We start from the raw sequence: 22,826 nt of genomic DNA, 5'->3' as shown, positions 1-22,826 counted from the left end.
GGGCATTACCGTACCGTGCCCGCCCTGCTCTCCACAGCAGCGAGGTGTTGTTTTTTGTTCATAACTATTCACTTTTGGTAGAAACGTGCGAAAATTCTTCCATGACATCGATCACCAGCACCACGCTCTCCGACGGCCGGGAGCTGATCTACTTCGACGACGCCGGGTCCACGGCGGACCGCGCCGCAGGACCTGCCGACCTGCGCGGGCTGCCGCCCCGCGGTGAACCCGGTGAGGTGCGGTTCGATGCCCTGACCGGTGAGTGGGTGGCGATCGCCGCGCACCGCCAGACACGCACGCACCTGCCGCCTGCAGACCAGTGCCCCATCTGCCCCACCACCCCGAACAACCCGTCCGAGATCCCGGCGGCGGATTACGACGTGGTGGTCTTCGAAAACCGGTTCCCTTCCCTTGGCCCTGCGCTTGGCTCCATCCCGGACCACGGCACGTGGGGCACCAAGGGCCCGGCGTATGGCCGGTGCGAGGTGGTGTCCTTTACGCCGGAGCACACCGGATCCTTCAGCAACCTCAGCGAAACGCGGTCCCGGACGGTCATTGAGGCCTGGGCGCAGCGCACCGCAGCCCTTAGCGCGCTCCCCGGCATCAAGCAGGTGTTCCCTTTTGAAAACCGGGGAGCGGACATTGGCGTAACCCTCCACCACCCGCACGGGCAGATCTACGCCTACCCGTACGTCACTCCCCGGGCGGCCGTGCTGGGCGCGGCGGCCAGCTCTTTCCACGAATCCAGCGGGGGCCGCGAGACCCTGACGGGTTCGCTGTTGCGCGCCGAACGGCAGGACGGCAGCCGGATGGTCATGGAAGGTGAGAACTTCAGCGCCTATGTCCCCTTTGCCGCCCGCTGGCCGCTGGAGATCCATCTGGTTCCCCACCGGCATGTGCCGGACCTTGCCGCGCTCAGCGGCGGGGAAAAGGACGAGCTCGCCCATGTCTACCTGGACCTGCTGAAGCGCGTGGATGCCCTCTACCCCACCCCCACGCCCTACATCTCCGCGTGGCACCAGGCGCCGCTGGACCCCGCGTTGCGCGCCTCGGGGTACCTGCACCTCCAGCTGACCTCTCCCCGGCGCGCCGCCGATAAGCTGAAGTATCTGGCCGGTTCGGAAGCTGCGATGGGCGCATTCATCAACGACACCACTCCGGAGAGCGTGGCTGCGCGCCTGCGTGACGTTGTGGTTCCGCCTGCCAGTTCCGCCACCCGAGCATCCACTGCCGAAGGAGTCCCCGCTTGAGCGCCGCACCTGATCCCGCAGCCTTCCAGGCCGAGCCGGCCGCCAAGGCCCTCGCAGACCGTTTCGCCCGGGAATTCGGCACCTCGCTGGCGGGCGTCTGGCAGGCGCCCGGCCGGGTCAACCTGATCGGCGAACACACGGACTACAACGAGGGGTTCGTGCTTCCCTTCGCCATTGACCGGGCAGCCCGGGTGGCCGTGGGTCCACGTGCGGACTCCACGGTCCGGCTGCTCTCGACCTACGGCGACCAGGGCACGGTGACCGCATCGCTGGACTCCCTGGAGCCCGGTTCGGCAAAGGGCTGGACCAAGTATCCCCTGGGTGTCATTTGGGCGCTGCGCGAGCGCGGCATCGACGTCCCCGGCATCGACCTGCTCCTGGACTCGGATGTTCCGCTTGGTGCAGGCCTGTCATCGTCGCACGCGATTGAGTGCGCCGTAGTCACCGCCCTGAACGACCTTACGGGCGCGGGCCTCGCCGCCGAGGACATGGTCCTGGCAACCCAGCGCGCCGAGAACGATTTCGTCGGCGCACCCACCGGAATCATGGACCAGTCCGCGTCCCTGCGCGGGGCCAAGGGCCATGCCGTCTTCCTTGATTGCCGCGACCAGAACGCCAGCCTGGTCCCGTTCGAAACCGAACCTGCCGCCCTGGTGCTCCTGGTGATCGACACGAAGGTGCAGCACTCCCATGCCGACGGCGGTTATGCCTCGCGCCGGGCTTCCTGCGAACTCGGCGCCGAGGTGATGGGGGTCAAGGCCCTGCGCGACCTGCAGGTGGGAGACCTGGAGGAGGCCAGTGGGCTGCTGGACGCTGTGACCTTCCGCCGCGTCCGCCACGTCGTCACCGAAAACGACCGTGTCCTGCAGACGGTGGAACGCCTGTCGGCCGAAGGCCCGGGCGCCATCGGTGCGCTGCTGGACGCCAGCCACGCGTCCATGCGGGATGACTTCGAAATCTCATGCCCGGAGCTCGACCTGGCCGTGGACACGGCCCGGGCCAACGGCGCCATCGGAGCCCGGATGACGGGCGGCGGCTTTGGCGGGGCTGCGATCGCCCTGACCCCGGTGGCGGCCGAGCAGGCGGTGCGTGCCGCCGTCGTCCAGGCCTTTGCCGGGGCCGGCTTCACCGCGCCGGACATTTTCACGGTGTCCCCGGCGGCGGGCGCCCGCCGCGTCGGGTAATCGGCGGCACCGCCACTGCACCTTAAACGGAACAGGCCCACCGGTTGGTGGGCCTGTTCCGTTGATGCAGGAGTGACGACGGCGGCAGCCGCCGTTGCGGTCAGTCGTCGCCGCGGAGGATGGCCAGCAGCCGGATGATTTCCACGTAGAGCCAGACCAGGGTCACGGTCAGGCCGAACGCCGCGGTCCAGGAGAAGCGCTGCGGGGCGCCGTTGCGGACGCCTTCCTCGATGCTGGTGAAGTCCATGATCAGCGAGAACGCTGCCAAGCCGATGGCCAGCAGGCCGATGACGACGCCCACCACGCCGCTCCGGAGCCCGAACGGCTCCTGCGTCACGCCCGTCAGCATCAGGACGAGGTTGACGATGGAGAACAGCGCGTAGCCGCCCAGCGCGATCATGAAGAAGCGCATGGCCTTGGGAGTCGCCCGCACCTTGCCGCTCTTGAACAGCAACAGGGTCACGGCAAACACGGAGAGGGTACCGACGACGGCCTGCAGCCCGACGCCGGGGTACTGGGTGTCGAGGATGCGGGTGAGGCCGCCAAGGAAGAGTCCCTCAAGGCCGGCGTACGCGAGGATCAGCGCCGGGGACGGCTGCTTCTTGAAGGTGTTGACCAGGGCAAGGACGAAACCGCCCAGCGCGCCCACGATCATCAGCATCGACGCCAGGCCCAGCCCGACGGTGAGGGTGACGGCAGCGCCGAGGACCACGAAGCCGAGGCAGGCGGCGGTCTTGACGATGACGTCGTCGAAGGTCATCCGGCCGGTGTCTGCCGGGCCTGCGGAGGGCTGGTTGTACATGTCCTGCAGCTGGGCGTCCGTCATGCCCTGCTGGCCGGCGTTCCAGCCCTGCTGGCCGTAGGGGGCCTGGCCGTACGGCTGGTTCCCATACGCCTGCTGGCCGTAGGGGGCGCCGAACGCCTGCGGGGCGGGCGGGGCCTGGGTGGCGCCACGGAAGCTCTTTCCGTTGAAGATCGGGTTTCCGCCAAGTGCCATTGCGGGGTTCCTCCATGCTTGATGTGTTACGGACCTTATGGTTTACGCTACCAATTTCCACGTGGCCGGCCCTCCTAAAGTTCCCGGGCAGGGGCAACGCAATACAACCGTGACCTGGGCGCTCCCGGCTGGACTGCCGGCGCCTGGTTTCCGCGGACCGGCACCGCGGCCGGAGGAGACACCGCCACTCAACAAAGGTTGCTTCCCGCGATCCGCGCTGCCGGGCGCCGGGAGCGCAGCAGTTGTTATCCGATCGCTACCAATATGGCCTGGACCACGGCTTTCACCGGTTCTGTTGGGCTGTAGCATAAGCCAAGCAGGGTGACGGAACTCACACTTGTGGCTGCCGGGCGTCATGGCATGTTCCCAGCCCTGCGACCGTTCGCAGCGGCTGCAATGGCGCGGCCTGGACCGCCCCCAAGTGGAGGTTATCAATTTGAGAAGTACACCCCAAGGCCAACGGGCCGGGAAACGCCGCGGTTTGCTGAGACTGTTGGGAGCCGTCAGCGCTTCCGTCGTCGCACTCCTGCTCGTGGCGGCACCGGCAACCCAGGCCGCTTCCCCGTCACCGACACCATCCCCGTTGAACCAGACCTTCCAGAACAACATCAGCGGCTTCCTTCGTGACGACACCCGCGCACCCCTGGCGGATGTCACCATCACGGCCAAGAAGGGCGACTTCACCGGAACGGCCAAGTCCTCGGCCAACGGGTCCTGGAATATCGGGGTCCCCGAGCAGGGCACGTACACCGTGGAACTGGACGAGTCCACGCTGCCCGAGGGCATCAAACTGGCAGACGGCCAGGAGAATCCCCGCGACGTGACGTTCAGCCAGACCTCCAACCTTTCGGTGATCTTCGCCTTCGGCAAAGGCATCGTGGTGCAGCAGCAGGACTTTGGCCAGAACCTCCTGAACAGGCTGGTGGCAGGCCTGAGTTTCGGCCTCCTCCTCGCCCTGGCCTCGGTGGGACTCTCACTGATCTTCGGCACTACCGGCCTGACCAACTTCGCACACGGCGAGATGGTGACCCTGGGTGCCGTGCTGGTGTTCGGCTTCAACGCGCTGGGGCTTCCGTTCTGGCTGGCGCTGATCCTGTCAGTAGCGGGCGGCGGCCTGTTCGGCTACGCCCAGGACCGCGGCCTGTGGCGTCCGCTGCGGCGCCGGGGCACGGGCCTGGTTCCCATGATGATCGTCAGCATCGGCCTGGCCCTCGCCGTCCGGTACGTCATCCAGTTCTACTTCGGCGGAGCCACCCAGCAGCTGCCGTACGCCCAGAGCCCCGAGGTCCAGATCGGCCCGGTTTCGATCTCCCCGAACAACCTGTGGTCGCTGGGCATCAGTGCCGTGGTGATCGCGCTGATCGGCATCGTGCTGCTCAAGACCAGGCTGGGCAAGGCAACCCGCGCAGTCGCAGACAACCCTGCGCTGGCGGCGGCGTCCGGCATCGATGTGGACGCCGTCATCCGGCTGGTCTGGATCACCGGCGGCATGCTCGCCGCCCTCGGCGGCATCCTCTGGGCCTACTATCGGCCCGGCGTCACGTTCGACATGGGCTCGGCCATCCTGCTGCTGATCTTCGCCGGCGTGACCCTGGGAGGGCTGGGAACCGTCTTCGGCGCCCTCATCGGCTCCATCATCGTGGGCATCTTCGTTGAGCTGACCACCGTGTTCGGGCTTGCCGCAGACCTCAAATACGTGGGAGCCCTCTTCATCATGATCGTTGTCCTTTTGTTCCGGCCGCAGGGCATCCTGGGCCGGCGCGAGCGTGTGGGTTAGGAAACAGCCATGGACTTTGGATTCATTCTTGCCAGCGCCGCGGGCGAAATCTTCAGCCCCACCACGGCCGCCTACGCCCTGGCCGCACTGGGACTAGCCGTCCACTTCGGCTACTCGGGCCTGCTGAACTTCGGCCAGGCCGGATTCATGGCGGTCGGGGCGTACGGCTTTGCCATCTCCACCCTGACGTTCGGTGTCCCGTTCTTCGTGGGGCTGCTGATCGCAGTCGCGGCCGCCGCCGTGTTTGCCCTGCTGCTGGGTATCCCCACCCTCCGGCTGCGGGCCGACTACCTGGCCATCGTGACCATCGCCGCCGCCGAGATCGTGCGTTACATCGTCACCACCAACCAGCTCACCAAGGTCACCGGCTCGGCCAACGGCCTGGCGGCGTTCGAGGGCGGCTTTTACGCCATGAACCCCTTCCCTGAGGGCTCGTACTTCGGGATGAACAACCGCGACTTCTTCATCCGTGTGGTGGGCTGGGTCCTGGTGGCCATCTGCTGCACCCTGGTGTGGCTGCTGATGCGCAGCCCCTGGGGGCGTGTGCTGAAGGGCATCCGCGAGGACGAGAACGCCGTACGGTCCCTGGGAAAGAACGTCTACGCCTACAAGATGCAGGCGCTGATCATCGGCGGCGTCCTGGGCGCCCTGGCGGGCATGATCTTCACGCTCCCCCGCGGCGCCGTGCAGCCGGCCAACTACGGCACGGAACTGACGTTCTTCCTCTACACCTGCCTCCTGCTGGGCGGGCTGGGCACTGTCCTGGGACCTGTCATCGGCGCCATGATCTTCTGGGTGGTCCTCTCACTCACGCAAGGTGTCCTATACGGCCTGATTGAATCAGGCGCCATCACGTGGCTGAACACCGTCCAGGCCGGCCAGCTGCGCTACATCCTGGTGGGAGTTGCCCTCATGCTGCTGATGATCTTCAGGCCACAGGGCGTCTTCGGAAACAAGAAGGAGCTGGCGTTCGCGTGAGCACGAACAACGAAAACACCGAAACCACCGGCAGCACGGAGCCGGACTACATGAACGACACCCGTCCCATCCCGGCGGGCGAAACCGCGCCCGGCTGCAAAAAGCGGGACCCCATCGTGGTGGCGGAGAACGTCACCCGCAGCTTCGGCGGCATCAACGCCGTGGACGTGGAGTACCTCGAAATCCCGCGGCACAAAATCACGGCTTTGATCGGCCCCAACGGCGCAGGCAAAACCACACTCTTCAACCTGCTCACCGGCTTTGACACACCCAACACCGGAAAGTGGCAGTTCGAGGGCCAGAGCCTTGCCGGCGTGTCCCCGTACAAGGTGGCCAGGATGGGCATGGTCCGCACGTTCCAGCTCACCAAGGTGATGGGCAAGCTGACCGTCATGGAAAACATGCGGCTCGGTGCGTCCAAACAGCCCGGCGAAAGCCTGGCCAAGGCACTCTTCAAGGGCATCTGGGGCGGCCGGGAAAAGGAAATCACGGACCAGGCCAACGTGCTGCTGGAGAAATTCAAGCTCGACGCCAAGAAGGACGACTACGCGGCGTCACTGTCAGGCGGCCAGCGCAAGCTGCTGGAAATGGCCCGCTCCCTGATGGTGCAGCCCAAGCTGGTGATGCTCGACGAACCCATGGCAGGGGTCAACCCTGCGCTGACGCAGTCGCTGCTGGACCACATCAAGAACCTGAAGGCCGAAGGCATGACCGTCCTGTTCGTTGAGCACGACATGCACATGGTCAGGCACATCGCGGACTGGGTGGTGGTGATGGCCGAGGGCAAGGTGGTAGCCGAAGGCCCGCCCGGGGAAGTGATGAAGAATCCCGCCGTCATCGACGCCTACCTTGGCGCCCACCACGACGTCGACCTCGGTGACTCGGAAGGCATCAGGGAGCTCGCCGCCGAACTCGTGGCGGACGACGAATCCATCGTCGGAACCGAGAACGCAGGCATCATCTCCCTGGACACCGTCGCGGAGGAAACCGACGGCGCAGCCCGCCAGGGTGAACAGCCGCCGGGTGGCGGGACCCGGGGCCGCAGGGCCAGCCGGGAAGCCGAACCCGGGAACAATGACCGGACAGAGAAGGACAGCCAATGAGCAGCACGAGCGCGGCACCTGCCGCCCAGCCCGTCAGCGGCGGCGAGGCCGTCGTCAAAGTCACCGACCTTGTGGCCGGGTACCTCCCCGGCGTCAATATCCTCAACGGCTGCAGCATCGAGGCACGCCCCGGGGAGCTGATCGGCATCATCGGGCCCAACGGCGCCGGCAAGTCGACGCTGCTGAAGGCCATGTTCGGACTGGTAAAGGTCCATTCGGGCAGCGTGGTAGTGCGCGGCCAGGACATCACGGGACTGAAGGCGAACAAACTGGTAACCCGCGGGGTCGGCTTCGTCCCGCAGACCAACAACGTGTTTGCCACCCTGACCATCGAGGAAAACCTGCAGATGGGCATGTTCCAGCGGCCCAAGGACTTCAACGAGAGGTTCGACTTCGTCACCGGCCTGTTCCCGGAACTCGGCAAGCGCCGCGGGCAGCGGGCGGGCTCGCTGTCCGGCGGTGAACGCCAGATGGTGGCCATGGGGCGGGCGCTGATGATGGATCCGGCCGTCCTGCTGTTGGATGAGCCCTCCGCCGGCCTCTCCCCCGTCAAGCAGGATGAGACCTTCCTTCGCGTCCATGAGATCAACAGGGCGGGAGTCTCCGTGATCATGGTGGAACAGAACGCCCGCCGCTGCCTGCAGATCTGCGACCGCGGCTACGTGCTGGACCAGGGCCGGGACGCCTACACCGGCACCGGGCGCGAACTGATGAATGATCCCAAGGTGATCCAGCTCTACCTGGGCACCCTGGCAGACACCGTCGAATAACCGCCGGCACCGCCAACGCAAAGGAGCCCCCGTCCAGTGGACGGGGGCTCCTTCGTGCCTGAGGATCAGAGCTTGCCGAACTCTTCCTTGACGGCGGTGTACTTGTTGTCATCACCGTACTGGTAGATGCCGATGTACGCCTCGGTGGGGTCACCGGCGTCGGAGAAGGTCACCGGACCGGACTGGCCGTCGTAGTCGATGTCCTTGCCCTCGCGGAGGAGGGTGACGCAGGCGGCGTAGGAGGTGCACTTCTCCCCGCCTTCAGAAACTTCCTTCAGCTTCGCGGCGATGTCCGTTCCCTTGGTGCTCTTGGCGGCTTCCGCAGCCAGCGAGATCAGGTTCACGGCGTCGTAGGATTCACCGGCGTAGCTGTAGTCCTTCAGCGCGGGATCGATTTCAAGAAGCTTCTTCTTGAACGTGTCCTGGGCGAAGGTGCCGGGGATGGTTCCCTGCGCACCCTTCAGGGTGCCCGCCTGGAAGTCCTTGCTGTAGTCGGAGGTGTTGCCGTCCACCATGAACAGCTGCGTGGGCTTGACGCCCTTGCCGGTCATCAGCGGGACGATGCTCTTCGCCTGGTCGAAAGTGATCAGGGCGATCGCATCCGGCTTGGCGGCGAGGACCTTGTCCACCTGGCTGCTGAACTGGGTGTCACCTTCGTTGAAGAGTTCCTCCGCGACAACCTGGCCGCCGGCGGACTGGAAGGATTCCTTGATGTTCTTGGCCAGGCCGGTGCCGTAGGCGTCATTGAGGACGATCAGGCCAACGGTCTGCGCGCCACAGGTTGCCATGTAGTTGCCCAGCACCTTGCCCTGCAGGACGTCGGACGGGGCGGTACGCCAGTACAGGCCCTTGTCATCCCAGGTGGTGAAATCCGGGGAGGTGTTGGCGGGCGAGAACTGGATGACACCGGCGCCGGTGATCTGGTTGATGACCGTCTTTGAGACACCGGAGGAGGCTGCACCGATGATGGCGCTGACCCCCTGGCCCAGCAGTGCGGACGTGGACTGGGTGGCAATGTCCGTCTTGGTGTCACCGGAGTCGCGGTGGATCACCTCAACCGGCTTGCCGAGAACGCCGCCGGCATCATTGACTTCCTTGATGCCCAAATTCACACCGGCGATTTCGGGCGGACCGAGGAAGGCCAGGGAGCCGGTGGTGGGCAGCAGCGAGCCGATCTTCAGCGGGGTGTCGGTGCTGCCGGTGGACGGCGGAATGGACGCCGGCGCCGCGCTCTGGGTGGCTGCGGCACCCCCTCCGGCCTCAGGCGCGGGGCAGGCGATGCCTCCAGCCGAAGCGCTGGAAGCGGACTCGGACGTCGTGGGTGTGGACGAACCGCCGCACGCGGTCACCATGAAGGCGACACCGATGCCAAGCGCTGTCAGCTTGGCAGCGCGGGTTCCCGCCTGGGGGAATAAAGTCATACGAGCTCCTCGATCTAAAGGTGCGAACGGCCTTTGACACGAAAAATCAGGTGTTCCTGATTTAGGTTCAAGCTAATCGAAATCCCAGGCGAAGATAAGTGACTGAGGTCACATCCTTATAACAGTCGTTGCATATGCGGAATTAAACGGAGGAAGCCGTCCGCAGCGCGGACGGCTTCCTTTCCCGGGCACCGCATCAAGGCGTCCCGGCGCTCTGTACCCCAGGTGGGACTCGAACCCACAACACGCGGATTTTAAGTCCGATGCCTCTGCCAATTGGGCTACTGGGGCGCCGGGACAATGGTATCCCGTCAGAAGCGCCTGAATGGTGCCGCATACCGGAAGGTCCCGTGCACGCCTCCGGGCCACAGGGCCAGCGGCAGCACCTGGAAATGGTCCCCCCAGGCCTCATCCGGTGCCAGCACGCCCAGCGACGCCGCCGGCACGAACCCGAATTTGGGGTAGTACTCCGTGCTGCCCAGCAGGGCGATCCCGCTCTCCCCCGCAGCGTTGGCCCGGGCGATCGTCTCGTGCATCAGTGCCGACCCGATGCCTTGGCGCTGGTACCGGGGTTCCACGCCGATAGGGCCGAGGCCCAGCAGTTCCTTGCCGTCCACCCATCCGCGGGTACTGATGACGTGGCCCACCACCTCCCCGCCGAGGACGGCCACGACGCTGAGCTCCGGCAGGTAGGCGTCGTCGTCGAACAGCGCCCGGAGGATCTTGACTTCGACGGGCTCGCCTTCGGCCGGTAGCCCGGTGGCAGGGGAAACAGCGAACGCAGCGGCGGTCAGGGCGAGGATGGCGTCACGGTCTTCCGGGGTCTCGGAGCGCAGCACCAGCCCGGGCCGGGGCTTGTCCCGGCTCTCCGCGGACAGGTCCGCAAGCACCTGCAGTGCCCGCGGGCCGTCATCCACGGGTACCAGCAGGTGGTCGTGGTGGAAGCCCGCCAGCACGTTGCAGCTGATCCCGGCATCTGTAAGGGCCTTCCCGATCGCAGCCGTCAGCCCCACGGCTTCGAGCGCCGAATGGACTTCGAGGGTGATCCAGGCGGCCACGAAGTCGTAGGAAAGGCCCAGCCGGTCGGCCTCGGCCCGCGGAAGGACAACGGTCAGGCCTTCCGCTTCCCGCACGGCGGCCTCGATCCGGCCTTCGAGTGGCCGGCCGTGCGGCCAGAGGACGTAGACGTACTCGCCGTCGCGCTGCATGGGCCGCATTCCGGCCAGCAGGGCCTGGAGGTTCTTTTCACCGGTCATGAGGCAAGTCTAGGAGGCACCCACGCCGGGCCGCCCTCCGCAGCCCGGCTGTAAAACGCACGACGGCGGCCGCCCCCGCAAGGGGACAGCCGCCGTCGTGCGTTGCCGGCAAAGTCCGGTTACTTGGCCCGGGCCGAAACCTTTTCCTTTTCCTCCACCACGGTGGAGCCGGAGGCTGCAGGCGCCGGGGCAGCCGCAGCAGGCTTGGGTGCGGGCGTGGCCGCCGCGACGAAAGCGCCGCGCGGGTTGTCCAGGTCCAGCAGCTGGGTGGTGTCGCGGCCGGCGAAGAAGGCAATGATCCAGTTGAAGATCACGCGGAACTTGCGCTCGAACGTGGGCATGGCCATGCCGTGGTAGCCGCGGTGCGCCAGCCAGGCCAGCGGGCCCTTGAGGCCGATGCGGCCCAGCAGGTTGATGTTCGCGACACCCTTCCATTCGCCGAAGCCGGCCACAGCGCCAAGGTTCTTGTGCTTGTAGTCCTTGAGCTGCTTGTCCCAGCGGGAAGCCCACAGGTTCTTGGCGAGGCGCTTGGCCTGGCGGAGCGCGTGCTGGGCGTTGGGGACGCAGGTGCCGTCCGGCAGGCCCTTGCCGGTGAGGTCCGGAACAGCGGCGATGTCACCGGCAGCCCATGCGTTCTCGACGATGCCTTCGTCGCCGCCGATGCGCAGGTCCGGAAGGACGCGGACGCGTCCGCGGGGCTCCAGCGGGAAGTCGGTGGAGCGGACCATGGGGTTGGCCTGGACGCCTGCGGTCCAGACGAGGGTGTCGGCTTCGAATTCCTGGGCCGGCGTCTTGTCCGGCAGGTTGATGAGCTTCAGGGCGCCTTCTGCACTGTCCAGCGAGGTGTTGAGCAGGACCTCGATGCCGCGGCTGCGCAGGTGCTCCACAACCCATTCGGCCTGCGGTGCGGTGACCTCGGGCATGATGCGGCCCATGGCTTCGACCAGGACGAAGCGGACTTCCTCCTGCTTGACGCGGGGGTTGTTGCGGACGGCGGCGCGGGCCATGTCCTCCATCTCGGTGATGCATTCGATGCCGGCGAAGCCGCCGCCGACCACCACGAACGTGAGGGCCTTGGCGCGGGCTGCAGGATCGGTCATGGTGGAACCGAGTTCGATGCGCTCGAGGACCTTGTTGCGCAGCGCAACGGCTTCCTCGATGGTCTTCAGTCCGATGCCCTTGTCCGCCAGGCCCTTGATGGGGAAGGTGCGGGTGATGGCGCCGGCAGCCAGGACGACGTCGAAGTAGGGAACCTCGAAGGTGCCGCCACCGTCGGAGGGAGCCACCACGGCGGTGCGGTTGGCGTGGTCGATCGAGGTGACGCGGCCCTGGATCAGTTCGGTCTGCTTGAGGTGCTTGCGGTGGGACACCACGGCATGGCGGGCCTCGATGTTGCCGCCTGCCACCTCGGGAAGGAACGGCTGGTAGGTCATGTAGGGCAGTGGATCGACGACGGTGACGATGCCACCGGCGTTCGCGATCTTCTTCTGCAGTTTGAGTGCTACGTAGAGGCCGACGTACCCGCCGCCGACGACGAGCACCCTGGGACGGTCCTGGAGCTGTGGGGTGGTTGCCATGCTGTTAAGGATAGCCCAGTTTGTGAAAATCTTCACTAACTTCGGCGGAGGCCCGTAATGCTACGGCGACCGCCGCGCTTCCACCTTGTCCACGGCACCTGTTTCGGCCTCATCCCGTGCCAGGGCAGGGTTCCTGGCCGCCCGGGTCAGCTGCACCGCGGCGGCCGCGATGATGGCGACGAACAGCACTGCGAAACCGATGACGACGGCGGCGCTGATCGCACTGTCACGCTGGGAGGGCGCCTTGGCTGCGGGCACGGTCGCTTCGGGAAGCGTGGGAACGGCACTGGGCACGTCTGCGGTGGGCAGCGGGGACGGCGTGGCCGGGTTGCCGCGGCGGTGGACCCGGATCCACTCGGCCATCGAACCCAGCGGGTTTGCGGTGGCTTCGGGGACGTCGTCCTTCAGCGCGGCTTCGGCGTTGAGGATGCCGTAACCGTACAGCGGGTCTTTGCCGGGGACGCCGGCGTCCTTGGCGGTGGAGACAATCCGGTTAATGACCTGTTCGGCGCTCATGGTGGGCCACTTGGACCGGATCAGGGCCGCCACGCCGGAGACGATGGGCGTGGACCCGGACGTACCGGCCCACTCGGCATAGCTGCCGCCGGGCAGGCCGCCCAGGAGGTCCTCAGCCGGGGCGGCCACACCGATGCTGATGCCCTGCGAGGAGGCGTCCACGCTGGCGGTGTTCTTGCGGTCCAGTCCGGCGACGGTCAGGACGCCGGGGATGGTTGCCGGGGCGCCCACCTGGATGTTGCCGCCCACGCGGTTACCTGCCGCGGCAACGATCACCACGTCCTTCTGTTCGGCGTACAGGAAGGCTGCGTCCCAGCTCTGCGGCCACTGCGGAGTGGTGCTGCCGAGGGAAATATTGATGACCTTCGCACCGTTGTCCACCGCCCAGCGGACCGCTTCCGGGATCTGGTCCTGGTCGCTCTTGCCGGACGGGTTGGTGGATCCCAGCCAGGTGGAGACGGACAGGATTTCGGCTTCCGGCGCCACTCCCACGATCCCGTCAGGGCCTTGGCCTGCGGGGCCGGGGCTGGCGCTGGGCTTGGCGTCCGCGGGCTGGTGGCCTCGTCCCGCGAGCATGGTGGCCACCAGGGTGCCGTGTTCGGGTTTGGAGCCAACGCTCTTCTGCCCGTCGGGCTGCCCGGCTCCGGACGCATCGTAGCCTCCCACCACGGCGCCCTTGAGGTCAGGGTGGCCGGCGTCCACGCCACTGTCGATGACGGCCACCTTGACGCCGGCGCCCTTGGAGACTTCCCAGGCTTTGGTGATGCCGGACTCCGACAGCCAGTATTGCTTGTCCCGCCACTCGTCGGCATGGGCGGCGGGAGCGGCCACGAGTCCGGCGCAAAGGCAGCAGGCAAGGAGGACCAGGGCCAGCACTGCTGACCCCGCCCTCCGCAGTGCGGATGCAGGTGTGAAGACCATGGATCAGCCGATGCTCAGGGCAATGCCGTCGAGGATGTCGTGTTCGCTGGCCGTCGCAGTAGCGACGCGGCCGCCGGAGAGGCGGTTCATGTGGCCCAGGATCCGGCGCCACACCAGCCCGCCGGCACCGATGACGTCCACGCGGCCCGGGTGCATGTACGGCAGCGCCGCCCGCTCGGCGCGCGGCATGGCCAGCAGGTCCGTCGAGGCGTCCCTGACGGTCTCCAGGGGCAGCTCGGCGCCGTGGATGGCGTCGGGGGCGTATTCCGTGAGGCGAAGGGCGTGGGCGGTGATAGTGGTGATGGAACCGGCAACGCCGACGACGGCGGTGGCACGTTCCAGCGGCACGTCGCGTCCGGCCAGGGCGATGGCCCGGTCCACGTCGGCTTCGGCGGCAGCCACCTGTTCGGGCGTCGGCGGGTCATCACGCAAATGGCGCTCCGTGAGCCGGACGCAGCCGATGTCCACGGACCGCGCGGCGGTGACGCCGGCAGCGGTTCCCAGCACGAATTCGGTGCTGCCGCCGCCCAGGTCCACTACCAGGACCTCGTGGCCGTCCAGGATGGGCAGGACGCTGCTGGCCCCGGCGAAGGACAGTGCGGCTTCCTCGTCACCGGTGATGACTTCGGGTTCAACGCCGAGAAGGTCACGGATTCCGTCCACGAAGACCTGCCGGTTCCGGGCGTCCCGGCTGGCGGACGTTGCCACAAACCGGACCTTCGCGGCGCCGTGTTCGCGGATCAGGCCGGCGTAGTCGGCCGCGGCGGCGAAGGTGCGTTCCAGCGCAGCGGGGGCGAGCTCGCCCGTGGCGTCGACGCCTTCGCCGAGGCGGACCACGCGCATTTCCCGCACAACATCGGTCAGCCTGGTGCTGCCCTCCGAACGGTCGATGTCCGCAATCAGCAGGCGGATGGAGTTGGTGCCGCAGTCGATGGCGGCCACCCGGGTCATTGCGGCGCCTCCGCCTGGTTGGCGGTTTTCCGCACCGGAGCCGGCCGGCCCACGATGCCCGGCAGGCCCTGGGGTCCGTGCCGGCTCAGGTCCCTGGAGGGAGCCTCGCCGGAGGTGTCCCACGCTCCGTCGCAGTAGCAGCGGTCCGCGGTCCACCATTCGCTGATACGCTCCAGCGCCTCGTCGCCCAGCGGATTGACACCGGGGCCGGCGGCCAGCGAGTGCCCCACGAGCACGTGCAGGCACTTGACGCGGGTGGGCATGCCTCCGGCGGAGACACCGTCGATTTCGGGTACTGCGCCGATCCCGGCGCGCTGGCCGATGGCGTCACGGGCGGCAAGGTAGGCCTCGTGCGCCGAACGGTAGGCGGCGGACAGGCCGGTGTCCGCGGCAAGGTGGTCGTTCATCTCGTTCATCACGCCGGCAGCTTCCAGCCGGGACACAGCGGAGGTGATCACCGGGTGCGTCAGGTAGAAGGTGGTGGGGAACGGCGTGCCGTTTCCCAGGCGCGGCGCGGTGGCGGCCACCAGCGGATTGCCGCAGACGCAGCGGGCGGGGATTTCCACCACGTCCCGGACCGGGCGGCCCAGCTGCCGGCTCAGTACGTCCAGGTCCTGCGGGGTTGGTTGGCGGGAGTTTTCCCGGGCGGCTGCCGTGTTGTTGTCCACTGTCGCGGGCCGTCCTTCCTGTTGCGGTTCATTCTGTGGCCGCGCGCGTGATGGACTCCCACAGGGAGTCCACCCACGGCAGATCGGCGGGGTCTTGGGCCGCTGCGGCACCGGGCTGGCCGCCGGTGTCTTCGGCCGGCAGATCGCTGCCGAAGACCCAGTAGCCGGTTTCGCCCGGCATAACCATGTTAATGCGGTCGCGGGCCTGCTGTTTGACGTAGTTGGGGTCCTGCCAGCGGGAAACCTGCTGGCGGAGGGCGTCGCCCTCGGCCTGGCGTGCGGCGATATCCGCATTGAGGGCGTCTATTTCGGCTTTCTTGTCGAAGAAAACCTTCACGGTGGGCGCGAGCATGATGGTGATGGCCACCATCACCACGGCGAGGGCCAGCATACGGCCGGAGAAGGCTTTCGCCGGTACCGGCTGCTGGCCGTCGTCGCCCGCGGGCCGGGTGCCCGGCTCCGCCTTGCCGCCGGCCCCGCTCCCGGAACGGCCGGCTCCGGGTGCCCGGTCCCGGGGTTGGGCCGCCCCGTCCCGGTGCCCGGCACTGCCGGCACTGCCGGCAGCGGACCCTGCGGCGTGTCCCGCACTGTCCTTGCCCGGGCCGAAGTGTGCCCTGATGACGTCGGCACCCTGTGCGTGCCCGGCGTCGGACGCTTCCTTGGCTGGACGGCTCGGGGCGACCTTGGGAACTTTGGGACGGCGGGTGGCCATGACACTCCTGAACGCGGCCTGCCTGCGGCCGCCACTGTCTGTGGTGAGGATTCCCTGTCCGCGGTGCGTGGACAACCGCGGAGCAAGGACCGGGCGGGGACGGGCTGCTGCCACAAACAGCAGCGGTGGCTATGGTCTTTCAACCATAGCCACCGCCTGCCGGATGATGCGGCTATTAGCCCTTGAAACGCGGGAACGCGCTGCGGCCGGCGTAGCGTGCGGCGTCGTCGAGTTCCTCTTCGATGCGCAGCAGCTGGTTGTACTTGGCCACGCGCTCGGAGCGGGCCGGGGCGCCGGTCTTGATCTGGCCGGCGTTGGTGGCCACCGAGATGTCGGCGATGGTGGTGTCCTCGGTTTCGCCGGAGCGGTGCGAGGTGATGGTGGTGTAGCCGGAACGCTGGGCCAGGCTGACGGCGTCCAGGGTCTCGGTCAGGGAACCGATCTGGTTGACCTTGACCAGCAGGGAGTTGGCGGTCCTGGTGTCGATGCCGCGCTGCAGGATGGAGGGGTTGGTGACGAAGAGGTCGTCGCCCACCAGCTGGACCTTGTCGCCGATGGTGTCGGTGAGGGTCTTCCAGCCGTCCCAGTCGTTCTCGTCCAGCGGGTCCTCGATGGAGACCAGCGGGTAGGCGTCGACGAGTTCGGCGTAGTAGGCGCTCATCTCGGTGGCGGACAGTGCCTTGCCCTCGAACTGGTAGGCACCATCCTTGTAGAACTCGGAGGAGGCGACGTCCAGGGCCAGGGCGATGTCCTTGCCCGGGGTGTAGCCGGCGTTCTTGATGGCTTCCTGGATCAGGTCCAGGGCGGCGCGGTTGGACGGCAGGTTGGGGGCGAAGCCGCCCTCGTCGCCCAGGCCGGTGGACAGCCCCTTTTCCTTCAGGACGGACTTGAGGTTGTGGTAGACCTCAACACCCCAGCGCAGGCCCTCGGAGAAGGTCTCGGCGCCGATGGGGGCGATCATGAATTCCTGGATGTCGACGTCGGAGTCGGCGTGCGAGCCACCGTTGAGGATGTTCATCAGCGGCACGGGCAGGACGTGCGCGTTGGGGCCGCCGAGGTACTTGTAGAGCGGCAGGTCAGCGGAGGCTGCTGCTGCGTTGGCGACGGCCAGGGAGACGCCGAGGATGGCGTTGGCGCCCAGCTTGCCCTTGTTGGGGGTGCCGTCCAGGTCCAGCATGGCCTGGTCGATGCTGCGCTGGTCGGTGGCGTCGAAGCCGGTCAGGGCCGGTGCGATCTGGTCGATGACGGCGTCGACGGCCTTCTGGACGCCCTTGCCGAGGTAGCGGCCCTTGTCGCCGTCGCGGAGTTCGACTGCCTCGTGCTCGCCGGTGGAAGCGCCGGAGGGGACTGCTGCGCGGCCGATCTGGCCGTCCGAAAGCAGGACCTCGACTTCAACGGTCGGGTTGCCGCGGGAATCCAGGATTTCGCGGGCGTGGATGGCATCGATAAGCGCCATGAATTTGCTCCTTATGGGCGATTAACGGGGGGATGTGGCAGAAAAACTCGACGTCCTCGTCAGGGAACAGCGTAGTCGAGAGTGGTGGAGGTTACGGAAACCTCACCACCGGTGGACGTCATGATGGTGCAGTGTCGGGCCCGGCCTGGTCCGGCCGGATGCCCTGCTGGTAGTGCCGGACTGCCCCGCGAAGGGCGCGTTCGGCGTCGAACCCGGCCGCGTGCGCGGAACGGACGACGGCGAGGAGCAGCTCCCCGAGCTTCTCTTCCGTTTCGGGGGCGGTTTCCGCCGGAGGCAGCTCCACCCCGGCCCGCGCGGCACGGTCGAGGGACTTCTGTGCCTTGGCCAGGGCGGGCATGGCGTCGGGGATGCCTTCGAACGGGTCCTGCCGCTCCGGCCGCTCGTCGCGCTTGACGGCGTCCCACTTCCGGACGATCTCCTCCACGGTGGCCGGGAAGGCCTCCTGCAGCGAACCGTCGGGGCGGAAAACGTGCGGGTTGCGGCGGACCATCTTCGCCGCCAGGCCGCGTGCCACGTCGTCGAACGTGAACGCCCCGCGCTCCTCCGCCAGGCGTGCGTGCAGGACCACCTGGAGGAGGACGTCGCCGAGTTCACCCAGGAGCTCGCTGTCCGGGTGGCCGGCTTCGATGGTCTCGGCCACCTCGTAGGACTCTTCGAGGAGGTACTCCACCAGCGAGGAGTGGGTCAGCGCACCCATCCAGGGGCAGTGTTCGCGCAGCTGCGCGATCTCCGTCAGGAGCCGTTCGATGGGGGCCTGGTCAGCCAAGGTTGGCGTAGGCGTCGTTGATGTACTCCACCAGCGCTTCTTTTTCCTCGAGGGGCAGGAAGGACGCCTCGGCGGCGTTGAGGGTGAGCTCCAGCAGGTCATCGAGGTCGTAGTCGAAGGTCTCCACCAGGAGCTCGAACTCGTCGGTCAGGGTGACGCCGCTCATGAGCCGGTTGTCGGTATTGATGGTGACGTTGAAGCCCAGCTGGTAGAGCATGTCCACGGGGTGGCTCTCGATCCCTTCGCCGAAGCCGGCTACGGCACCGGTCTGCAGGTTGGAGGACGGGCAGATTTCCAGGGCGATGCCGCGGTCGCGGATCCAGCTGGACAGGTCGCCGAGCGTGACCAGGCCTACCGTGCCTTCAGCGTCGGCGTCGTCGTCGAATTCCACCATGATGTCTTCGGCGACCCGGACGCCGTGGCCCAGCCGCAGCGCGCGGCCGTCCACCAGTGCGGACTGGATGCTGTCCAGTCCGGCGGCTTCGCCGGCGTGCACCGTGGCGGGGAAGTTCTGCTGTGCCAGGTAGGTGAAGGCGTCCCGGAAGCGTGAGGGCAGGAAGCCGTCTTCGGCGCCGGCGATGTCAAACCCGACGGCGCCCTTGTGCCGGTGGCGGACGGCCAGTTCGGCGATCTCCTGGCCCCGGTCAGCGTGGCGCATGGCGGTGATCAGCTGCCCTACCTGGATTTCGCGGCCGCTGTCGCTGACGGCTTCCACCCCGGCCTCAAGGCCTTCCTGGACGGCTTCGACGACCTCGTCGAGCGTGAGCCCCTTCTGCAGGTGCTGCTCCGGTGCCCACCGCACTTCGCCGTACACGACGCCGTCGTCCGCCAGGTCCTCGACGAACTCCTTGGCCACCCGGACCAGGCCTTCGTGCGTCTGCATCACGGCGATGGTGTGGTCGAACGTTTCGAGGTAGCGCACCAGGGAGCCGGAGTCGGCGGACTCGCGGAACCACTCCCCCAGGGCGACGGGGTCGGTTGACGGAAGCTGGTGGCCAACGGCCTCGGCCAGTTCGATGATGGTGGCCGGACGGAGTCCCCCGTCCAGGTGATCGTGAAGTGAAACCTTGGGCAGGCTCTTCAGGTCAAAATCGATGGCAGGGGCAGCGTCAACAATAGGCTCAGTCACGTTCCCACCTTAGGGTGGGCAGCACGGCAATGCCAGCCGCTACTTGGCCGCCGGGCCGCCGTCCACCGAGGGTGCCAGGAAGTTGGGGCCGCCCTGCGCACCGGACGGGCCGCCGTCAAGCCACTCATCCACTTCCTTGGCGTCCTTGCGTGCCAGGTGCTTGTGCCACCAGCGGAGCGCATGGTCCAGCAGGACGCCCAGCACGATGGCGAACACGACGGCGATCCCGGCGCTGAGCAGCGGGTTGTGGTGCAGCCAGGGGAAAGAACTGGCCAGCAGGCCGATGCCGATGGAGTAGCCCACCCAGGTGAAGCAGGCGAAGGCGTCCAGCACGAAGAACCGGCGGTGCCCGAACCCGGTGCTGCCGGCCACGTAGTTCACCGCCACCCTGCCCCACGGGATGTAGCGCGCGGTGAAGATCAGGACGGCCCCGCGCTTGTCCAGTTCGTAGCGCGCCCAGCTGAAGACCTTCCGCACCTTGGGCCTGCGCATCCACTTCCACCGGTCCAGGCCGATCTTGCGGCCGAGCATGAAAGCCATGTTGTCACCGGCGATGGCGCCGATCAGGGCGGTGGTGCCGAGGATCCACAGGTTGGGTTCGCCGCTGTGCCGGGAGAAGGCCGCAAGGGCGACAATGAGGGTCTCGCTGGGGACCACCATCGCGAAGCCGTCCACGAAGAAGAACACCAAGAGGACCGGGTAGATCCACCACTGGCCCGCTGCATGGAGCACGGCCTCATTAATAAACTCCACGCAGTCTTGCTCCTACACAAAGAAGCCGCTGCCACAGCGGCGCGGCCTAAGCGGAAATCGTTCCTAAGTGTCCCACGGCCGGGGCGTCGTTCGCTACGCCCCGGCCCCGGGAACACCGGTTTAAAACTATCCCGGCGGCCCGGGCCGGATCGTCGTCCCTGCGGCTGATCTTGGCGCCGGCCCGGCCTCCTCCCGCGGGTGGAGGAAGCGCCGTTGCGGGAGCAGGCTGGCGGACGGCAGAGGGGTCCGGTTCAGGCGTCCGGTTCGCGGATGCGGTCCACCACGTTGGGCTTGCCGCGGAGTTTGTTGATGGCCAGGTCCACCACGATGCCCAAGGCCACGGCGCAGACAATGGCGATTGCGGCGCCGAGCAGGTGGTTTTCCTCGAACCACTGGCCGAAGAACAGTCCGATGCCCACCGAATACGCCGCCCAGAGGAGGGCGGACAGGCAGGTGAGGCCGACGAACCGGAGGTGGTGGTAGTGCGTGACCCCCGCGGTCAGGTTGACGGCGACGCGGCCGATCGGGACGAAGCGGGCCACGAGGATCAGCGAGGCCGGACGCTTCCGCAGTTCCGCTCCGGCCCAGCGGAAGGCGCCCTGCATGCGCTGCCCGCGCATCCACGCCCACCTGTTGGTGCCCACCTTGCGTCCGATGAGGTAGGCGATGTTGTCGCCGCTGAACGCTCCCAGCGCCGCCACCAGGCCCAGGACGAACGGGTTGGGCACCTCGGCGGTGGCGGCGACAGCGGCGAGGCCCACCACTACGGACTCGCTGGGGATGGGGGGAAAGAAACCGTCGATGACGCAGCAGGCCAGCACCAGCAGCAGCACCCAGGGTTGTCCGGCTGCTGCGAGGATGAAGTCATTGATGGCCTGCATTGGTCTCTATGCTATTCGGTCAATGATGAGCCGCTGCGCGGGCCGGGAGCCCTCGGGGGCGATCACCGCCGCATGCTCAAGAGCCTCCTTGGCCCGGTCGAACCGCTCCGGGGTGTCCGTCAGCAGGGTCATCAGCGGTTCCCCGGCACGGACCACGGCGCCGGGCTTGGCGTGCATGCGCACCCCGGCGCCGGCCTGCACCGCGTCCTCCTTGCGGGCGCGTCCGGCTCCGAGCCGCCACGCGGCCACGCCGACGGACAGGGCATCGAGTTCCACCAGCACCCCGTCGGCCGGTGCGTAGACAACTTCCGATTCCCTGGCGACCGGGAGCTTCGCTGCGGGGTCCCCGCCCTGGGCGCGGATCATCCGGTTCCAGACGTCCATGGCACGTCCGTCCTTGAGCGCGGCTGCCGGATCGGCGTCGCGGACCCCGGCGCAGGCGAGCATTTCCTCGGCGAGCCGGACGGTGAGTTCCACGACGTCGGCCGGGCCGCCGCCGGCCAGCACCTCCACCGATTCCTCGACCTCGATGGCGTTGCCTGCCGTCAGGCCCAGCGGAGTGCCCATATTGGTCAGCAGGGCAACGGTGTTCACGCCGGCGTCCTGGCCCAGTGCCACCATGGTTTCGGCCAGTTCGCGGGCTTTCGCCTCGTCCTTCATGAAGGCACCGCTGCCCACTTTCACGTCCAGGACCAGGGAGCCGGTGCCTTCGGCGATCTTCTTGCTCATGATGGAGGAGGCAATCAGCGGGATCGCTTCCACCGTTCCGGTGACGTCCCGCAGGGCGTAGAGCTTCTTGTCTGCCGGGGCCAGCCCGGCGCCGGCGGCGCAAATGACGGCCCCCACGTCCTGGAGCTGCGCGAGGATTTCGTCGTTGGACAGCGAGGCGCGCCAGCCGGGAATGGACTCGAGTTTGTCCAGCGTCCCGCCGGTGTGCCCGAGGCCGCGGCCGGACAGCTGCGGGACGGCGACGCCGAACACCGCTACGAGCGGAGCCAGCGGCAGGGTGATTTTGTCGCCCACACCGCCGGTGGAGTGCTTGTCCGAGGTGTATTTCAGCCCGCCGTCGGGGCGGCGGAGGCTGGAGAAGTCCATCCGCTCCCCTGAGGCGATCATGGCCGCCGTCCAGCGGGCTATCTCGGTCCGGTCCATGCCGTTGAGCAGGATGGCCATGTTCAGCGCCGCCATCTGCTCATCGGCGATGGCGCCGCGGGTGTAGGCGTCGATGGTCCAGTCGATCTGTTCAGGGCTGAGCGCGCCTTTGTCCCGCTTGGTGCGGATGATGTCGACGGCGTCGAACGGTTCAGCGGTATTGTCCGCTGCGTGGGTCTCTGTCACCGGGTCTCCTCCAGGTGTTCGGGACCGAAGGCGTCGGGCAGCACCTGGTCCATGGTCTTGATGCCCCGGGTGGTCATGAGTTCCATGTCCGGGGCGCGGAATTCGTAGAGCAGCTGCCGGCAGCGGCCGCAGGGCATCAGGACGTTGCCGTCCCGGTCCACGCAGTAGAACGCCCGCAGCCGTCCGCCGCCTGTCATCTGCAGGTTGCCCACGAGGGTGCATTCGGCGCAGAGGGTCAGGCCGTAGCTGGCGTTCTCCACGTTGCAGCCGCTGACGATCCGGCCGTCCCCGGTGAGGGCTGCTGCCCCCACCGGGAACCTGGAGTAGGGCGAGTAGGCGTTGCGCATGGCGGCGACGGCGGCGGCCTCCAGGGCAGCCCAGTCGACGGCGGTCCCCACCTG

General features: G+C 67.4%; 21 protein-coding genes and 1 tRNA gene. 6 read left to right on the top strand and 16 right to left on the bottom strand.

What is annotated here, in order from left to right; all coding sequences use genetic code 11:
* The first annotated feature begins 101 nt into the window (after positions 1-101).
* Entirely contained in the window at positions 102-1,250 is a 1,149-nt protein-coding gene (galT, locus tag AS031_RS13440; RefSeq protein ID WP_058268661.1) for a galactose-1-phosphate uridylyltransferase, read from the top strand.
* Positions 1,247-2,434, top strand: coding sequence for a galactokinase (gene galK / locus AS031_RS13435; protein ID WP_058268660.1), 1,188 nt, complete (start codon positions 1,247-1,249; stop codon positions 2,432-2,434). Before galT ends, galK begins: the two co-directional genes overlap by 4 nt.
* Before the next feature lie 100 nt (positions 2,435-2,534).
* Here galK and AS031_RS13430 read toward each other — a convergent pair whose 3' ends face one another.
* Positions 2,535-3,431 carry a Bax inhibitor-1/YccA family protein gene (locus tag AS031_RS13430; RefSeq protein ID WP_058268659.1) on the bottom strand — a complete coding sequence of 299 codons (897 nt, stop codon included), beginning with the start codon at positions 3,429-3,431 and terminating at the stop codon, positions 2,535-2,537.
* 493 nt (positions 3,432-3,924) lie between these two features.
* On the opposite strand from AS031_RS13430, the gene AS031_RS13425 reads away from it, so the two are divergent.
* The 4 genes from AS031_RS13425 to AS031_RS13410 are packed head-to-tail and all read left to right on the top strand — an operon-like array spanning position 3,925 to position 8,059.
* Positions 3,925-5,208 carry a branched-chain amino acid ABC transporter permease gene (locus tag AS031_RS13425; protein ID WP_176716544.1) on the top strand — a complete coding sequence of 428 codons (1,284 nt, stop codon included), beginning with the start codon at positions 3,925-3,927 and terminating at the stop codon, positions 5,206-5,208.
* Between the two features lie 9 nt (positions 5,209-5,217).
* Positions 5,218-6,186, top strand: a complete 969-nt coding sequence (locus tag AS031_RS13420) for a branched-chain amino acid ABC transporter permease (protein ID WP_058268658.1) — start codon at positions 5,218-5,220, stop codon at positions 6,184-6,186.
* 50 nt (positions 6,187-6,236) lie between these two features.
* Positions 6,237-7,289, top strand: coding sequence for an ABC transporter ATP-binding protein (locus tag AS031_RS13415; protein ID WP_058268764.1), 1,053 nt, complete (start codon positions 6,237-6,239; stop codon positions 7,287-7,289).
* Complete coding sequence (locus AS031_RS13410) at positions 7,286-8,059, top strand: ABC transporter ATP-binding protein (protein WP_058268657.1); 774 nt, start codon at positions 7,286-7,288, stop codon at positions 8,057-8,059. Before AS031_RS13415 ends, AS031_RS13410 begins: the two co-directional genes overlap by 4 nt.
* 65 nt (positions 8,060-8,124) lie before the next feature.
* Here AS031_RS13410 and AS031_RS13405 read toward each other — a convergent pair whose 3' ends face one another.
* The 15 genes from AS031_RS13405 to AS031_RS13335 all read right to left on the bottom strand — a co-directional run bounded on the left by AS031_RS13405 (position 8,125) and on the right by AS031_RS13335 (position 22,823).
* A complete protein-coding gene (locus tag AS031_RS13405; protein WP_058268656.1) occupies positions 8,125-9,480 on the bottom strand; it encodes an ABC transporter substrate-binding protein in 1,356 nt (451 codons plus the stop codon).
* Positions 9,481-9,697: 217 nt separating this feature from the next.
* Positions 9,698-9,771: transfer RNA gene (locus tag AS031_RS13400), tRNA-Leu, on the bottom strand.
* A 20-nt stretch (positions 9,772-9,791) separates the two neighbouring features.
* Positions 9,792-10,736 carry an N-acetyltransferase gene (locus AS031_RS13395; protein ID WP_058268655.1) on the bottom strand — a complete coding sequence of 315 codons (945 nt, stop codon included), beginning with the start codon at positions 10,734-10,736 and terminating at the stop codon, positions 9,792-9,794.
* 119 nt (positions 10,737-10,855) lie between these two features.
* A complete protein-coding gene (locus tag AS031_RS13390) occupies positions 10,856-12,313 on the bottom strand; it encodes an NAD(P)/FAD-dependent oxidoreductase (RefSeq protein WP_058268654.1) in 1,458 nt (485 codons plus the stop codon).
* Between the two features lie 60 nt (positions 12,314-12,373).
* The gene (locus AS031_RS13385) at positions 12,374-13,750 is read right to left on the bottom strand and encodes a S8 family serine peptidase (protein ID WP_058268653.1); all 1,377 of its coding nucleotides are present in this window, start codon (positions 13,748-13,750) and stop codon (positions 12,374-12,376) included.
* A 3-nt stretch (positions 13,751-13,753) separates the two neighbouring features.
* Positions 13,754-14,701, bottom strand: coding sequence for a Ppx/GppA phosphatase family protein (locus tag AS031_RS13380; RefSeq protein WP_058268652.1), 948 nt, complete (start codon positions 14,699-14,701; stop codon positions 13,754-13,756).
* Positions 14,698-15,369, bottom strand: a complete 672-nt coding sequence (locus AS031_RS13375) for a DUF501 domain-containing protein (protein ID WP_058268651.1) — start codon at positions 15,367-15,369, stop codon at positions 14,698-14,700. Before AS031_RS13375 ends, AS031_RS13380 begins: the two co-directional genes overlap by 4 nt.
* Before the next feature lie 28 nt (positions 15,370-15,397).
* Positions 15,398-16,081: an FtsB family cell division protein gene (locus tag AS031_RS13370; RefSeq protein WP_058268650.1), complete on the bottom strand. Its 684-nt coding sequence runs from the start codon at positions 16,079-16,081 to the stop codon at positions 15,398-15,400.
* Between the two features lie 175 nt (positions 16,082-16,256).
* Positions 16,257-17,537: a phosphopyruvate hydratase gene (gene eno, locus AS031_RS13365; RefSeq protein WP_058268649.1), complete on the bottom strand. Its 1,281-nt coding sequence runs from the start codon at positions 17,535-17,537 to the stop codon at positions 16,257-16,259.
* A gap of 118 nt (positions 17,538-17,655) precedes the next feature.
* Positions 17,656-18,255 (bottom strand): MazG nucleotide pyrophosphohydrolase domain-containing protein, encoded by a 600-nt coding sequence (locus AS031_RS13360; RefSeq protein WP_082642019.1) that lies wholly within the window; start codon positions 18,253-18,255, stop codon positions 17,656-17,658.
* 61 nt (positions 18,256-18,316) lie between these two features.
* Positions 18,317-19,453 (bottom strand): adenosine deaminase, encoded by a 1,137-nt coding sequence (locus AS031_RS13355; protein ID WP_058268647.1) that lies wholly within the window; start codon positions 19,451-19,453, stop codon positions 18,317-18,319.
* Between the two features lie 39 nt (positions 19,454-19,492).
* Positions 19,493-20,206, bottom strand: coding sequence for a DedA family protein (locus AS031_RS13350; RefSeq protein WP_058268646.1), 714 nt, complete (start codon positions 20,204-20,206; stop codon positions 19,493-19,495).
* 251 nt (positions 20,207-20,457) lie between these two features.
* Positions 20,458-21,087, bottom strand: a complete 630-nt coding sequence (locus tag AS031_RS13345) for a DedA family protein (RefSeq protein ID WP_058268645.1) — start codon at positions 21,085-21,087, stop codon at positions 20,458-20,460.
* Between the two features lie 6 nt (positions 21,088-21,093).
* On the bottom strand, positions 21,094-22,425 hold the full coding sequence (locus tag AS031_RS13340; RefSeq protein ID WP_058268644.1) for a thymidine phosphorylase: 1,332 nt from the start codon (positions 22,423-22,425) through the stop codon (positions 21,094-21,096).
* Positions 22,422-22,823, bottom strand: coding sequence for a cytidine deaminase (locus AS031_RS13335; RefSeq protein ID WP_074446983.1), 402 nt, complete (start codon positions 22,821-22,823; stop codon positions 22,422-22,424). The genes AS031_RS13340 and AS031_RS13335 overlap by 4 nt, the downstream gene beginning before the upstream one ends.
* Between the last annotated feature and the right edge of the window lie 3 nt (positions 22,824-22,826).

The organism is Pseudarthrobacter enclensis (assembly GCF_001457025.1).
GTDB classification, from domain to species: Bacteria; Actinomycetota; Actinomycetes; order Actinomycetales; family Micrococcaceae; genus Arthrobacter; species Arthrobacter enclensis.
The sequence above is the reverse complement of the archived record's forward strand: the minus strand, read 5'-3'. Positions and strand labels throughout refer to the sequence as shown.